This window comes from Streptomyces alboniger (assembly GCF_008704395.1).
In the GTDB taxonomy this organism is placed as follows: Bacteria; Actinomycetota; Actinomycetes; order Streptomycetales; family Streptomycetaceae; genus Streptomyces; species Streptomyces alboniger.
Genome location: NZ_CP023695.1, coordinates 6,589,561 through 6,603,571 on the forward strand (window position 1 = coordinate 6,589,561; position 14,011 = coordinate 6,603,571).

13 protein-coding genes are annotated in these 14,011 nt (G+C 68.9%); 10 read left to right on the plus strand and 3 right to left on the minus strand.

Features of this window, described 5'->3' with window-relative positions; all coding sequences use genetic code 11:
• The first annotated feature begins 225 nt into the window (after positions 1-225).
• Both gcl and CP975_RS28985 read left to right on the plus strand, forming a co-directional pair.
• Entirely contained in the window at positions 226-2,013 is a 1,788-nt protein-coding gene (gene gcl / locus CP975_RS28980) for a glyoxylate carboligase (protein WP_150477999.1), read from the plus strand.
• 100 nt (positions 2,014-2,113) lie between these two features.
• A complete protein-coding gene (locus CP975_RS28985; protein WP_055527069.1) occupies positions 2,114-2,692 on the plus strand; it encodes a YdeI/OmpD-associated family protein in 579 nt (192 codons plus the stop codon).
• 377 nt (positions 2,693-3,069) lie between these two features.
• Here the strand turns inward: CP975_RS28985 and CP975_RS28990 are convergent, their stop codons facing one another.
• The 3 genes from CP975_RS28990 to CP975_RS29000 all read right to left on the minus strand — a co-directional run bounded on the left by CP975_RS28990 (position 3,070) and on the right by CP975_RS29000 (position 6,540).
• Positions 3,070-4,527: a catalase gene (locus tag CP975_RS28990; protein WP_055527071.1), complete on the minus strand. Its 1,458-nt coding sequence runs from the start codon at positions 4,525-4,527 to the stop codon at positions 3,070-3,072.
• A gap of 168 nt (positions 4,528-4,695) precedes the next feature.
• Entirely contained in the window at positions 4,696-5,610 is a 915-nt protein-coding gene (locus tag CP975_RS28995; RefSeq protein ID WP_055527072.1) for a 2-hydroxy-3-oxopropionate reductase, read from the minus strand.
• Positions 5,611-5,712: 102 nt separating this feature from the next.
• Complete coding sequence (locus CP975_RS29000; RefSeq protein ID WP_055533576.1) at positions 5,713-6,540, minus strand: TIM barrel protein; 828 nt, start codon at positions 6,538-6,540, stop codon at positions 5,713-5,715.
• Positions 6,541-6,665: 125 nt separating this feature from the next.
• Here CP975_RS29000 and CP975_RS29005 point away from each other — a divergent pair, with 125 nt between their 5' ends.
• The 8 genes from CP975_RS29005 (at position 6,666) to CP975_RS29040 (ending at position 13,989) form a co-directional block, all read left to right on the plus strand.
• The gene (locus tag CP975_RS29005; protein WP_070321262.1) at positions 6,666-6,944 is read left to right on the plus strand and encodes a thiamine-binding protein; all 279 of its coding nucleotides are present in this window, start codon (positions 6,666-6,668) and stop codon (positions 6,942-6,944) included.
• Complete coding sequence (locus tag CP975_RS29010) at positions 6,941-7,303, plus strand: helix-turn-helix domain-containing protein (protein ID WP_055533579.1); 363 nt, start codon at positions 6,941-6,943, stop codon at positions 7,301-7,303. The genes CP975_RS29005 and CP975_RS29010 overlap by 4 nt, the downstream gene beginning before the upstream one ends.
• Before the next feature lie 162 nt (positions 7,304-7,465).
• On the plus strand, positions 7,466-7,990 hold the full coding sequence (gene uraD / locus CP975_RS29015) for a 2-oxo-4-hydroxy-4-carboxy-5-ureidoimidazoline decarboxylase (protein WP_055533581.1): 525 nt from the start codon (positions 7,466-7,468) through the stop codon (positions 7,988-7,990).
• Positions 7,987-8,403 carry a hydroxyisourate hydrolase gene (gene uraH, locus CP975_RS29020; RefSeq protein WP_055533583.1) on the plus strand — a complete coding sequence of 139 codons (417 nt, stop codon included), beginning with the start codon at positions 7,987-7,989 and terminating at the stop codon, positions 8,401-8,403. Before uraD ends, uraH begins: the two co-directional genes overlap by 4 nt.
• Positions 8,404-8,408: 5 nt before the next feature.
• Positions 8,409-9,341: a factor-independent urate hydroxylase gene (gene pucL, locus CP975_RS29025; protein ID WP_055533585.1), complete on the plus strand. Its 933-nt coding sequence runs from the start codon at positions 8,409-8,411 to the stop codon at positions 9,339-9,341.
• Positions 9,342-9,405: 64 nt separating this feature from the next.
• A complete protein-coding gene (locus CP975_RS29030) occupies positions 9,406-10,824 on the plus strand; it encodes a nucleobase:cation symporter-2 family protein (RefSeq protein ID WP_055533587.1) in 1,419 nt (472 codons plus the stop codon).
• 75 nt (positions 10,825-10,899) lie between these two features.
• On the plus strand, positions 10,900-12,282 hold the full coding sequence (locus tag CP975_RS29035) for an 8-oxoguanine deaminase (RefSeq protein ID WP_055533589.1): 1,383 nt from the start codon (positions 10,900-10,902) through the stop codon (positions 12,280-12,282).
• 243 nt (positions 12,283-12,525) lie between these two features.
• Positions 12,526-13,989 carry a nucleobase:cation symporter-2 family protein gene (locus tag CP975_RS29040; protein ID WP_199783121.1) on the plus strand — a complete coding sequence of 488 codons (1,464 nt, stop codon included), beginning with the start codon at positions 12,526-12,528 and terminating at the stop codon, positions 13,987-13,989.
• Positions 13,990-14,011: the final 22 nt, after the last annotated feature.

Here is a 14,011-nt window from a genome sequence, read left to right on the forward strand (position 1 = left end):
TCGCGCCGTCTCCCGCCATCCTCCACCCGACCGGCGCCCGCCGAGGGCAAGTTGGCCCGTCCCTTGACGCTGTCCGGCGCACCCCCTTACATTGCTTCCATATAGCAGAACATTCTTTCCACAATGCGGAAACAGAAGCTCACCGCGGGGCGCGACGGGAGCCGGATCCGCCAGCCGTATCCGGCAGCCGAAAAGCTGTCGAAGCTGTCGAAGCAGGAGAACCCCATGGCTCGTATGACCGCTGCCCGCGCGGCAGTTGAGATCCTCAAGCGCGAAGGCGTCGTCAACGCGTTCGGTGTGCCGGGCGCCGCGATCAACCCCTTCTACAAGGCGCTCAAGGAGGGCGGTGGCATCGACCACACCCTCGCGCGTCACGTCGAGGGCGCCTCGCACATGGCCGAGGGCTACACCCGGTCCAACCCGGGCAACATCGGCGTCTGCATCGGCACGTCGGGCCCCGCGGGCACCGACATGATCACTGGTCTGTACTCCGCGACCGGTGACTCGATCCCGATCCTCTGCATCACGGGCCAGGCGCCGACGCACCTGCTCCACAAGGAGGACTTCCAGGCCGTCGACATCGCGACGATCGCCAAGCCGGTCGCCAAGATGGCCGTCACGGTCCTGGAGGCCGCGCAGGTCCCCGGCATCTTCCAGCAGGCGTTCCACCTGATGCGCTCGGGCCGCCCGGGCCCGGTCCTCATCGACCTGCCGATCGACGTCCAGCAGACCGAGATCGAGTTCGACCCGGAGACGTACGAGCCGCTGCCGGTCTACAAGCCGTCCGCGACCCGCGCCCAGATCGAGAAGGCGATCGGCTTCCTCCTCGCCTCCGAGCGTCCGCTGATCGTCGCGGGCGGCGGCATCATCAACGCCGACGCCTCCGACCTCCTGGTCGAGTTCGCCGAGATCACCAACACTCCGGTCGTGCCGACCCTGATGGGCTGGGGCACCATCCCCGACGACCACGACCTGAACGCGGGCATGGTCGGCCAGCAGACCGGCCACCGCTACGGCAACGCCACGTTCCTGGAGTCGGACTTCGTCCTCGGCATCGGCAACCGCTGGGCCAACCGCCACACCGGCTACAAGCTCGACGTCTACACCCAGGGCCGCAAGTTCGTGCACGTCGACATCGAGCCGACGCAGATCGGCAAGATCTTCGCGCCGGACTACGGCATCGCGTCGGACGCGAAGGCGGCCCTGGAGCTGTTCGTCGAGGTGGCGAAGGAGCTGAAGGCCGCGGGCAGGCTGCCCGACCGCTCGGAGTGGGTGGCCTCCCACCTGGAGCGCAAGGAGACCCTCCAGCGCCGTACGCACTTCGACAACGTCCCGATGAAGCCGCAGCGCGTCTACGAGGAGATGAACAAGGCCTTCGGCCCCGAGACGCGGTACGTCACCACGATCGGCCTCTCGCAGATCGCGGGCGCCCAGATGCTGCACGTCTACAAGCCGCGGCACTGGATCAACTGCGGCCAGGCGGGCCCGCTCGGCTGGACCATCCCGGCCGCGCTCGGTGCCGCCAAGGCCGACCCGCAGACGCCGGTCGTGGCCCTCTCCGGTGACTACGACTTCCAGTTCATGATCGAGGAGCTGGCGGTCGGCGCGCAGCACCGCATCCCGTACGTCCACGTCCTGGTCAACAACGCCTACCTGGGCCTGATCCGGCAGGCGCAGATCGGCCTGGACATCAACTTCCAGGTCAACCTGGAGTTCGAGAACCAGAACTCCCCGGAGCTGGGCGTCTACGGCGTCGACCACGTCAAGGTCGCCGAGGGCCTCGGCTGCAAGGCGATCCGCGTCACCGAGCCCGACGAGCTGCTGCCGGCCTTCGAGCAGGCCAAGAAGCTCGCGGCCGAACACCGCGTGCCGGTGGTCGTCGAGGCGATCCTGGAGCGCATCACGAACATCTCGATGAGCCCGACCGCGGACATCAGCGCGGTCAAGGAGTTCGAGGAGCTGGCGACGGAGCCGGGTCACGCGCCGACGGCGATCCGCCCCCTGAAGGTCTGACAGCACCCGCCACATCGAGAAGGGGCGGCCGACCCGAGAGGGTGGGCCGCCCCTTCTCGATGTTCCCCGCGGGGCACACCTGTTCGCGTAGCGTGGCCGGATGGATTCACTTGCCGGCCTGAAGGTCATGACCTGCGCTGACGCGTCCCGTCTTGAGGACTGGCTCGACGAGCACCACGGCGACACCCCGGGAGTCTGGGTGAAGATCGCCAAGAAGGGCGCGGGGGTGGCCTCGGTGACAGCCGCGGAGGTCAACGACGTGGCGCTCTGCTACGGCTGGATCACCGGCCACCGGAAGGCGTACGACGACGTCCACTACCTCCAGAAGATCACCCCCCGCCGTCCGCGCAGCCTCTGGTCGAAGGTGAACGTCGACCGGATCGAGGAGCTGACCGCCGAGGGCCGCATGCGCGAACCCGGCCTCGCCGAGGTCACGTTGGCGCGCTCCGACGGACGCTGGGACGCGGCGTACGAGTCGCAGCGCAACGCCACCGTGCCGGACGACCTGGCCGCCGCGCTCGCCGCGAGCCCGGCGGCTCACAAGACGTTCGAGGCCCTCACCAAGTCGGAGCGCTATGTGGTCCTGCACCGCCTGATGACGGCGAAGACCCCCGCCACCCGCACCGCGCGGCTCGAACGGATGCTGGCGCGACTGGAGTCGGGCGAGGCGATCAGCTGAGGCGGCACGAAAGAGCGCCGGGGTACGGGACCGTCCGTACCCCGGCGCTCCGGCCTGGTGCTGGTGTGAAGTTGTTGCCGCCCGACGGCGCGCGACTGGCGAAACATGCATACGTGCTGCCGGGCGGAGTTCGTGGGCCCCGCGAGGGGGTTGGGGCCGCGGCGGGTGCGACGGGCCGTGGGTTCCCCTCCCTCAGGTCGAGAAGGAATCCGCCGGACCTTGACCACCGCACTGGCTCGCAGAGCCGCCGCGGACCGTGCCCGCGCGCCTGTGTCACGTACCACCCCTCATCCGGGTTCGTGACAGCGGTGCGGGCTCAGCGCCGAAGAGTAGACCTCCCGTCAACTCACCGGCGCAGCATTGGGTGTGACCGTGCCTCAGTCCTCGCGCAGGGCGCGGACGGCTTCCGCGACGCGCTTGCCGTAGTCGGCGTCGGCGGCGTGGAAGTGGGCGAGGTTCTTCTCGATGACGTCGTCGCGGGAGACCTGCGAGAGACCGCCGGCGATGTTCGCCACGAGGCGCGACTTCTCGTCCTCCGACATCAGGCGGTACAGCTCACCGGCCTGGAAGAAGTCGTCGTCCTTGGTGTGCGTCGGGGCCGCGTGCGTACCCGTGTAGCCGGCGACCGCGAGCGGGGCGGAGAGCGGCTGGCCGGTCTCGGCCGGGCCGTCGTACGAGTTGGGCTCGTAGTTCTTGCGGTCGCGGCCGTACGCGTTGGACGCCATCAGGCCGTCGCGGCCGTAGTTGTCGGCCTTCGCCGCCCTCGGGGCGTTCACCGCGAGCTGGGTGTGGTTGACGCCCAGGCGGTAGCGGTGCGCGTCCGCGTAGGCGAACAGGCGGCCCTGGAGCATCTTGTCGGGCGAGGGGCCGATGCCCGGCACGAAGTTGTTCGGGGAGAACGCGGCCTGCTCGACCTCGGCGAAGACGTTGTCCGGGTTGCGGTCGAGGACCAGGCGGCCGACGCGCTGGAGCGGGTAGTCCTTGTGCGGCCACACCTTGGTGAGGTCGAACGGGTTGAAGCGGTAGTCCGCCGCCTCGGACGCGGGCATGATCTGCACGTGCAGCGTCCAGGACGGGTTCACGCCCCGCTCGATCGCCTGGAGCAGGTCGGTCTGGTGCGAGTTCGGGTCCTTGCCCGCGATCTCGGCGGCCTGCTCGCTGGAGAGGGAGCGGATGCCCTGGTTCGTCTTGAAGTGGTACTTGACGAAGAAGGCCTCGCCCTTGGCGTTCGTCCACTGGTAGGTGTGCGAGCCGTAGCCGTTCATGTGGCGGTACGAGGCGGGGATGCCGCGGTCGCCCATCAGCCAGGTGATCTGGTGCGTCGCCTCGGGGGCGTGCGCCCAGAAGTCCCAGACGTTGTCCGGCTCCTGCTTGCCCGTGAAGGGGTCGCGCTTCTGGGAGTGGATGAAGTCGGGGAACTTGATCGGGTCCTTGATGAAGAACACCGGGGTGTTGTTTCCGACGAGGTCGTAGTTGCCCTCTTCGGTGTAGAACTTCAGCGCGAAGCCACGCGGGTCGCGGACCGCGTCCGCGCCACCGAGGTTGTCCGCCACGGTCGAGAAGCGCAGGAAGACCTCGGTGCGCTTACCGATCTCGCTCAGGAAGTCGGCGTGGGTGAAGCCGGTGACGTCGTCGGTCACCTCGAAGTAGCCGTAGGCGCCCGAGCCGCGGGCGTGCACGACGCGCTCCGGGATGCGCTCACGGTTGAAGCGGGCCAGCTTCTCCAGGAGGTGCTGGTCCTGGAGCAGGATCGGGCCACCGACGCCGGCGGTGGCGGAGTTCTGATTGTCGGCGACCGGGGCGCCGGACTCGGTCGTAAGCACGCGCTTCGACATGGTGACCTTCCGTGCTGTGACTGCTGAGGTGCTCGGAGCGTAAGGAGCCCTGAACTGCTACGTCAACAGTTTGTTGAATTTGTGGTTGTGGTTCCGGGCCGCGGCGGCGCCTGGGCGCGACAGGACAGGTGTCAGCGCCGCCGCGGCCCGGAAGTTCATGAGGAGCTGTTACAGCTCGGCGCCCGAGAGGCGCTCCACGGAGCGCAGCAGGGCGGAGTGGTCGAGGCCGCCGTCACCCTGGGCGCGCAGGGAGGCGACGAGCTGGGCGACGACCGCGCCGACCGGCAGTGCGGCGCCCACGTTGCGGGCGGCGTCGGTGACGATGCCCATGTCCTTGTGGTGCAGGTCGATCCGGAAGCCGGGCTTGAAGTCCCGGTTCAGGAAGTTGTCCTTCTTGCGGGTCAGCACGGTGGAGCCGGCCAGTCCGCCGTTCAGCACGTCGAGCGCGGCCTGGAGGTTCACGCCGGACTTCTCCAGGAAGACCACGGCCTCGGCGCACGCCTGGATGTTGACGGCGACGATCAGCTGGTTGGCGGCCTTCACGGTCTGGCCCGAGCCGTGCGGACCGCACAGCACGATGGTCTTGCCGAGGGCGTCGAAGAGCGGCTTGGCCTCGTCGAAGTCGGCCTGGTCACCGCCGACCATGATGGAGAGGACGGCCTCGATGGCACCCGCCTCGCCGCCGGAGACCGGGGCGTCCAGGACGCGCAGGCCCTTCTCCTTGGCGGCCTTGGCCAGGTCGACGGAGGTCTGCGGCGTGATCGACGACATGTCGACGATCAGCGCGCCGGGCCTCGCGTTCTCCAGGATGCCGTCCGGGCCGTACGCGATGGCCTCGACCTGCGGGGAGGCGGGCACCATCGTGACGATGACGTCGGCGTCCTTGACGGCCTCCGCGATGGACTTCGCGGCGGTGCCGCCGGCGGCCGAGAGCCGGTCCAGCTTGTCCTGCTCCAGGGTGAAGCCGGTGACGGAGTAACCCGCCTTGATCAGGTTCTCGGACATGGGGGAGCCCATGATGCCGAGTCCGATCCACGCGATCGCCGGGCGGGCAGGGCGGGAGGAATCTGCGAGGTTGCTCATGAGGGTGCCTTTCTGACTGCGGTACTACGTCGTTCCTGCGGCGAGGATCTGACGCGGAGTAACGGGTGGGTGGGTGGGAGGCATCCGCCGCGGAGCGGCGGGCTAGTTCGCCCCGGACAGCCAGCCGAAGGACTCCTCGCTGGGCCGGTCCCCGGCCTTGTACTCCAGGCCGACCCACCCCTCGTAACCCGCGTCCCGCAGCTGATCGAGCAACGCCTCCAGAGGCAGGGACCCCGTCCCGGGCGCCCCCCGCCCGGGGTCGTCCGCGATCTGCACATGCCCGGTCTTCGCGGCGTACCGCGAGATGACTGAGGGCAAGTCCTCCCCGTTCATGGACAGGTGGTACAGGTCCATGAGGAATTTCGCGTTACCGAGCCCGGTCGCGGCGTTCACCTTGTCGACGATCTCGATCGCCTTGGGCGCGCTGACGATCGGGCAGAGCGGCGACTCAGGCTTGTTCAGGGCCTCGATGAGCAGCACCGCGCCCACGCGGTCGGCCTCGCGGGCCGCCAATACCAGGTTCTTCAGGGCGAGTTCGTCCTGGACGGCCGGGTCCACGCCGTCGACACGGTTGCCGTACAGCGCGTTGAGCGCCTTGCAGCCGAGCGACTGGGCGAAGTCCGCCGCCACCGCGAGGTTCGCGCGAAACTTCTCGCTCTCCTCGCCGGGGATCGACAGGGCGCCGCGATCGGGGCCCGGCAGCTGCCCCGCGTAGAAGTTCAGCCCCACCAGCTGGACGCCCGCGTCCTCGATCGCCTTCTTCAGGGCGTCGAGCTCGGACTGCTCGGGGGTGGGGGCGTCGACCCAGGGCCACCACAGCTCGACCGCGCCGAAGCCGGCCTTCGCGGCGGCCGCGGGGCGCTCCAGGAGCGGGAGCTCGGTGAAGAGGATCGACAGGTTCACATTGAAGCGCTGGTCGGAGTATCCCATGGGGCTTCCGCGCTCCTTCCGTATTGCGGAAGTTCATTTCTGCTTGATGGAAGACTGCCTCCGGTTCGCGGAGGCTGTCAAGAGGGGACTGCCGAAAAATCACGCCCCGGCAGTAGGTTGGCCGCGTGCGATTGAGAGTGGAGTTCACGACCGAACCCTTCGACCTCGACGAGGCCCCGGCGCATGCGCTGGTGGCCCGGGAGGTCATCCAGGGGGCCCCGCTGGACGCGGTGGACGTAGGGCCTTTCGGCAATACGGCCGAGGGTGACCTCGACGCGGTCCTGACCGCCGTCGACGCGATGCTGCGCCAGTCCCTGGGCGCGGGAGCCACCAGGGTCTCGCTCCAGGTCAACGTGATCGGCGAACCGGGGGAGCCGCGGCAGTCGGGGGAGGCGGATAAGTGACCGGTTTCGGGGACGACCCCTTCGTCACCGCGGTCAAGCCGCTGGTGGACGCCATGGGCGGCGAGCTGATGCCGCCGGACCAGGCGGGGACCGACGACGTGGTCCTGGCCTGGGAGGGCGAGGACGTGGTGGCCGTACGGCTGCCGCAGCTCGCCGACTCCCTGGACCACATCCTGCTCGCCCTGGAGCGCAAGCAAGGCCGGCCGCTCGCCGAGCTGGACCGCAAGGCCAAACAGGAGGTCGTGCGGATACTGGAGGCGAGAGGGGCCTTCTCGGTCCGCCACGGCGTGGAGACGGTCGCCGCCGCCCTCGGGGTGAGTCGCTTTACGGTGTACAACTACCTGAACCGCTCCACCTGAGCGGGGCGGCGCAGGCCGTCCTCACCCAGCCCCCAGAAGGCCGCCTTCCGTTAACCGGACGGCGGCCTTTGTTACTCGAAGTTTTCAACAAAGTGTTGACGTGGTGTTTCGGCTGGCGTTAGCTATCCGCAGCCCGACCCGCACAAGGCCACGGAGGTACCCGTGACTTCGAGTACGACCCTGGGCCTCGCCCGGTTCAACGCCTCGGCGCGGTCCGCGGCCGCCGCCGCGCTCCACGAGGCCTGCGCCTCATCGGCCTGGGGAAGCAAGCTGCTCTCCCGGCGCCCCTACGCCACCGTCGAGGACCTCTTCGCCGCGAGCGACGCCGCCATGGCCGAGCTGACCGCGGAGGATCTGGCCGAGGCGATGGCGGGGCATCCGCCGATCGGCCGCCCGAAGCCGGGGGACCCGACCTCGTCCCGCGAGCAGCGGGGTATGGCGGGCGCCTCCGAGGAGCTGAAGGCCGAGATGCTCGAACTGAACCTGGCCTACCAGGAGAAGTTCGGCCACGTCTTCCTGATCTGCGCCACCGGACGCACCGGCGAGCAGATGCGGGACGCGGTCAAGGAACGGATCGGCAACTCGCCCGAGCAGGAGCGCGAGATCGTCCGCTCCGAACTGGGCAAGATCAACCGCATCCGCCTGACCCGCCTCGTCGAAGAGTGGAAAGAGGAAGAGAGCGCATGAGTACGGAGACCACCGCCTCGGTGTCCACGCACATCCTGGACACCAGCCTCGGACGCCCCGCGGAGGGCGTCGCCATCTCCCTCTCGGCCCGCGCCGGCCGGGACGCGCGGTGGGAGGCGCTCGGCGGCAGCGCGACCGACGCGGACGGGCGCTGCAAGGACCTGCCGGCGCTGCCGGAAGGCACCACCCACGTACGTCTCGACTTCGAGACCGAGGCGTACTTCCTGAAGCCGAAGAAGCAGAACAACCAGCAAGCCGAGGCGCAGCAGGACGCCCCCGCGAATCGGGACAGCGGTGCGAGCGGAGCGTTCTTCCCGGAGGTGGCGATCACGTTCGCCGTCACGCCGGGCGAGCACTACCACGTACCGCTGCTGCTCAACCCGTTCGGCTACTCCGTTTACCGAGGGAGCTAGCAGACATGCCCACCATTCTGGGACAGAACCAGTACGGCAAGGCTGAGAACCGGGTCGTAAAGATCACGCGGGACGGCGACACCCATCACATCAAGGACCTGAACGTCTCCGTCGCCCTCTCCGGCGACCTGGACGACGTCCACTACAACGGCTCCAACGCCAACTGCCTGCCGACGGACACGACGAAGAACACCTGCTTCGCGTTCGCCAAGGAGTACGGCATCGACTCCGCCGAGCAGTACGGCATCCACCTCGCCCGGCACTTCGTGGACAGCCAGCCCTCGATCCACCGCGCGCGGATCCGCATCGAGGAGTACGCCTGGGAGCGCATCGGCGGCTCCGACAGCAACTCCAAGTTCATCGGCGCCGACGAGGTCAAGCACTCCTTCGTCCGCAAGGGCCAGGAGACGCGGCTCGCCCAGATCACCTATGACGGCGAGAAGTTCGAGGTGCTCTCGGGGCTCAAGGACCTCACCGTGATGAACTCCACGAACTCCGAGTTCTGGGGCTACATCAAGGACAAGTACACGACGCTGCAAGAGGATTACGACCGTATCCTCGCCACCTCCCTGTCCACGTGGTGGCGGCACAACTGGACCGGCGACGAGCAGCGCATGCCCAGCTGGGAGCGCAGCTACGAGCAGGCGAAGAAGCACATCCTGCACGCCTTCGTGGAGACCTACTCGCTCTCCCTCCAGCAGACGCTCTACCAAATGGGCTCGCGGGTCATCAACAACCGCAGCGAGATCGACGAGATCCGTTTCTCCGCGCCCAACAAGCACCACTTCCGCCAGGACCTGACGCCCTTCGGCCTCGACAACGAAGCCAAGGACGGGGCCGTCTACTACGCCGCCGACCGCCCGTACGGCCTCATCGAGGCCACCATCCTGCGGGACGGCGTCGAGCCGAAGATCCCGGTCGACATGACCAACCTCTGACGCGGGACGCGCGCCCCCTCCTCCCCGCAGTGGGAGGGGGCGCGCCACACCGGAGGGAACAGCAATGGCACAGCCTGCAAAGGGGCCGGCAGACGGTCCGTGTTCCACCCCACCCGTAGGTGACGGGGGCTCAACTCCCGGCTGTCACCCGGTGGATGAGAAGCTCCACCCCTCGCGGCTCGTCCCCGCCGCGCTTCAGCACATCGCCGCCATGTACGCGGGTGTCGTCACCCCTCCGCTCATCATCGGCCAGGCCTGCGGCCTGGACACCGTGGCCCAGACCCGGCTCATCGCCGCCGGGCTGCTCATCGCCGGTCTCGCCACCATTCTGCAAACGCTCGGCGTCAAGGGTTTCGCCGGCAACCGCCTGCCCTTCGTGAACGCGGCCTCCTCCGCCGGTATCGCGCCGATCCTCGCCATCGCCGAGACCAACGCCAAGGGCGAGCAACTCCCGGCGATCTACGGCGCGGTGATGGTCGCGGGCGTCTTCTGCCTGGCGGTCGGCCCCTTCTTCGGCAAGCTCCTGCGCTTCTTCCCGCCGCTGGTCACCGGCGTCGTCATCACGCTCATCGGCGTCACGCTGATGCCCGTACCCGTCAAGTGGGCGCAAGGCGGCGACGAGACCCACCCGGACTTCGGCGACATGAAGTACCTCGCGCTCGCCGCGTTCACCCTCGTCGTCATCCTCATGTTCCAGCGCTTCGGGCGCGGCTTCCTCAAACAAGTCGCCCTGCTGGCGGGCATGTTCATCGGCACGCTGGCCGCGATCCCCTTCGGTCTCGCCGACTTCACCTCCGTACAGTCGGCGCCGCTGGCCGCGCTGCCCACGCCGTTCGCCGCGGGTGCCCCCGTCTTCCAGCCCGCCGCGATCCTCTCGCTCTGCATCGTCATGCTGGTCCTGATGACCGAGTCGGCGGCCGGAATGCTCGCCCTCGGCGAGATCTGCGAACGCAGGACCGACGGGAGGACCATCACCCGCGGCCTGCGCACCGACGGCATCGCCACCCTGGTCGGCCCCGTCTTCGGCGGCTTCCCGACCTCCGCCTTCGCGCAGAACGTCGGCGTCGTCTCGCTGACCCGCGTCCGCAGCCGCTACGTCGTCGCCGTCGCGGGCGCCACGCTCATCGTCCTCGGCGCCTTCCCCGTGCTCGGCGCGGTCGTCAACGTGGTCCCCATGCCGGTCCTCGGCGGCGCCGGCATCGTCCTCTTCGGCTCCATCGCGGTCAGCGGCATCCGCACGCTCTCCGAGGCGGGCCTGGACGACAGCTCCAACATCGTCCTCGTGGCCGTGTCGCTCGGGGCGGGCATCATCCCGCTCGCCGCGCCCACCTTCTACGCGGACTTCCCCGCCTGGGCGCAGACCGTCCTCGGCTCCGGCATCAGCGCCGGCGCGCTCGTCGCGGTCTCGCTCAACCTGTTCTTCCACCATCTCGGCACCCGTGGCAGCGCCCAGGGCGCGGCCGCGGCACTCAAATCTCCCTAGGGTCATGCCGTGCCCTCCCCCAAGCTCTTAAGGAGCAGGGGGGACCCCCACGCCACTCACCAGTTAGGAAGCACCATGGCACCTTCGGCAGACCGCATCGTCATCGAGAACGTCGCCATCGCGACCGTCGACGCCGAGGACACCGAGTACGCCTCGGGCCACATCGTCGTCAAGGGCAACAAGATTGAGTCCATTGGCGCGGGCAAGGCCCCCGAGGGCCTGGAGAACGTCGTACGCCGTGTCGACGGCACCGGGCACCTCGCCACGCCCGGCCTGGTCAACACCCACCACCACTTCTACCAGTGGATCACCCGCGGTCTGGCCACCGACCACAACCTCTTCAACTGGCTGGTGGCGCTCTACCCCACGTGGGCGCGCATCGACGAGCAGATGACGTACGCGGCCGCCCAGGGCTCCCTCGGCATGATGGCCCGCGGCGGCGTCACCACCGCGATGGACCACCACTACGTCTTCCCGCGGGGCTCCGGCGACCTCTCCGGGTCGATCATCCGCGCCGCCTCCGAGATGGGCGTGCGCTTCACCCTGGCCCGTGGCTCGATGGACCGCAGCGAGAAGGACGGCGGTCTGCCGCCGGACTTCGCCGTGGAGACCCTGGAGGGCGCGCTCGCCGCCACCGAGGAGACCGTCAAGAAGCACCACGACGCCTCCTTCGACGCGATGACGCAGGTGGCCGTGGCCCCCTGCTCACCGTTCTCGGTGTCGACCGAACTCATGAAGCAGGGCGCCGAGTTGGCCCGCCGCCTGGGAGTGCGGCTGCATACCCACGGCAGCGAGACGGTCGAGGAGGAGAAGTTCTGCCACGAGCTGTTCGGCATGGGCCCCACCGACTACTTCGAGTCGACCGGCTGGCTCGGTGACGACGTGTGGATGGCGCACTGCGTCCACATGAACGACTCCGACATCGCCGCGTTCGCCCGCACCGGCACGGGCGTCGCCCACTGCCCGTCCTCCAACGCGCGCCTCGCGGCCGGCATCGCCCGCGTGCCCGACATGCTGAAGTCGGGCGTCCCGGTCGGCCTCGGCGTCGACGGCACCGCCTCCAACGAGTCCGGCGAACTCCACACCGAACTGCGCAACGCCCTGCTGATCAACCGCCTCGGCGCCCACCGCGAGGCCGCCCTGAACGCCCGCCAGGCCCTGCGCCTCGGCACGTACGGCGGCGCGCAGGTCCTCGGCCGGGCCACCCAGATCGGCTCCCTGGAGGCCGGCAAGCTCGCCGACCTCGTCCTGTGGAAGATCGACGGCATCGGGCACGCCTCGATCGCCGACCCGGTGACCGCCATCGTCTTCGGCGCGGCGGCCCCGGTCACGCTCTCCCTCGTCAACGGCAGGCCGGTCGTCGAGAACGGCCGCCTGCTGCACGCCGACGAGGACGCCATCGCCCGCTCCACGCGGGAGGAGGCGCAGCGCCTCGCGCGGATCGCCGCCGAGAGCTGAACCCAAGAACTCCGGTCAGGGGGGACGGCCCCTGACCGGACTTGAGCAGCCGAGCGGGCTGCTCAAGTGCCGCCCCGGAACGTGGCCCAAAGCTTCACGTTCCCGGGGCGGTCAGTACTACCTGGGCGCATTTCCACCACCGCACGACCGAGCAAGTCCTTGCACCAAGCACCACCCCCCACCTCCCAGAAGCGAAAAGTGCCGGCGCCCAGCCGGGGCTGGAAAACAACCGGAGGAGCCACCGTGGCCACTCAGCCCAGGTTCACCAAGCAAGGCACCACCCCGGACCCCGACTCCGACGAGGGGGCCATACGACCGGAAGGTATCCATCCGGTCGACGAGAAGCTCCCGCCCCTGAAGATGGCGACCACCGGCCTCCAGCACGTGGCCGCCATGTACGCGGGCGTCGTCGCCCCGCCGCTCATCGTCGGCGCGGCCGTCGGCCTCTCCGCGAAGGAACTCACCTTCCTGACCGGCGCCTGTCTGTTCACCGCGGGCCTCGCCACCTTCCTCCAGACCCTCGGCATCTGGAGGATCGGCGCCCGGCTGCCCTTCGTCAACGGCGTCACGTTCGCCGGTGTCGCGCCCATGCTCGCCGTCGTCGACTCGACGAACGACAAGGACGACGCGCTCCCCGTCATCTTCGGCGCGGTGATCGTCGCGGGTGTGCTGGGCTTCATCGCGGCGCCGTTCTTCTCCAAGATGGTGCGGTTCTTCCCGCCCGTCGTCACCGGTACGGTCATCACCCTCATCGGCATCTCCCTCATGCCGGTCGCCTTCGGCTGGGCGCAGGGCCCGGTGCCGGGCGCCGACGACTACGGCTCGACCAAGAACCTCGCCCTCGCGGGCATCACGCTCGTCATCGTGCTGCTGCTTCGCCGCTTCACCACCGGCTTCGTCAAGCAGATCGCGGTCCTGCTCGGTCTGGTCGTCGGCACGCTCGTCGCGATCCCCTTCGGCGTCACGGACTTCAGCCCGGTCGGTGAGGCGGACATCGTCGGCTTCCCGACGCCCTTCCATTTCGGCGCCCCGCAGTTCGCGGCGGCGGCGATCGTCTCCCTGTGCGTGGTGATGGTCGTCTCGATGACGGAGTCGACGGCCGACATGCTCGCCCTCGGCGAGATCGTGGACCGTCCCGCCGACGAGAGGACCATCGCGGCGGGTCTGCGCGCGGACTGCCTCGGCTCGGCGGTCAGCCCGCTCTTCAACGGCTTCATGTGCAGCGCCTTCGCCCAGAACATCGGCCTGGTCGCGATGACGAAGATCCGCAGCAGGTACGTGGTCGCGGCGGGCGGCGGCTTCCTGGTCCTGATGGGCCTGTGCCCGATGGCGGCCTCGCTGATCGCGGTCGTGCCGCGCCCGGTGCTCGGCGGCGCGGGCGTCGTCCTGTTCGGCTCGGTCGCGGCGAGCGGCATCCAGACGCTGGTCAAGGCGAACCTGGAGAAGGACAACAACGTCCTGATCGTGGCCGTCTCGCTGGCCGTCGGCCTGATCCCGATCGCGGCGCCGGAGTTCTACCACGCGTTCCCGGAGACCGCGAAGATCATCCTCGACTCGGGCATCTCGACGGGCTGTGTGGCGGCCGTGCTCCTGAACCTCGTCTTCAACCACATCGGCGGGGGCCGCGACGACGACGAGGTGACGGCACCGATGGAGCCTGGCGGGGAGATCGCTCAGACGCGGATCCCCGGCCAGCCGGTGACGTGATCACATACTGACTCGACCTGAC

Bases quoted from the DNA above. Each gene is read 5' to 3' on its own strand.
- CP975_RS28995 (WP_055527072.1), bottom strand. From the start codon at position 5,610: ATGAGCAACCTCGCAGATTCCTCCCGCCCTGCCCGCCCGGCGATCGCG.
- CP975_RS29030 (WP_055533587.1), top strand. From the start codon at position 9,406: ATGGCACAGCCTGCAAAGGGGCCGGCAGACGGTCCGTGTTCCACCCCA.
- CP975_RS28985 (WP_055527069.1), top strand. From the start codon at position 2,114: ATGGATTCACTTGCCGGCCTGAAGGTCATGACCTGCGCTGACGCGTCC.
- CP975_RS28990 (WP_055527071.1), bottom strand. From the start codon at position 4,527: ATGTCGAAGCGCGTGCTTACGACCGAGTCCGGCGCCCCGGTCGCCGAC.
- uraH (WP_055533583.1), top strand. From the start codon at position 7,987: ATGAGTACGGAGACCACCGCCTCGGTGTCCACGCACATCCTGGACACC.
- CP975_RS29035 (WP_055533589.1), top strand. From the start codon at position 10,900: ATGGCACCTTCGGCAGACCGCATCGTCATCGAGAACGTCGCCATCGCG.
- CP975_RS29000 (WP_055533576.1), bottom strand. From the start codon at position 6,540: ATGGGATACTCCGACCAGCGCTTCAATGTGAACCTGTCGATCCTCTTC.
- gcl (WP_150477999.1), top strand. From the start codon at position 226: ATGGCTCGTATGACCGCTGCCCGCGCGGCAGTTGAGATCCTCAAGCGC.
- pucL (WP_055533585.1), top strand. From the start codon at position 8,409: ATGCCCACCATTCTGGGACAGAACCAGTACGGCAAGGCTGAGAACCGG.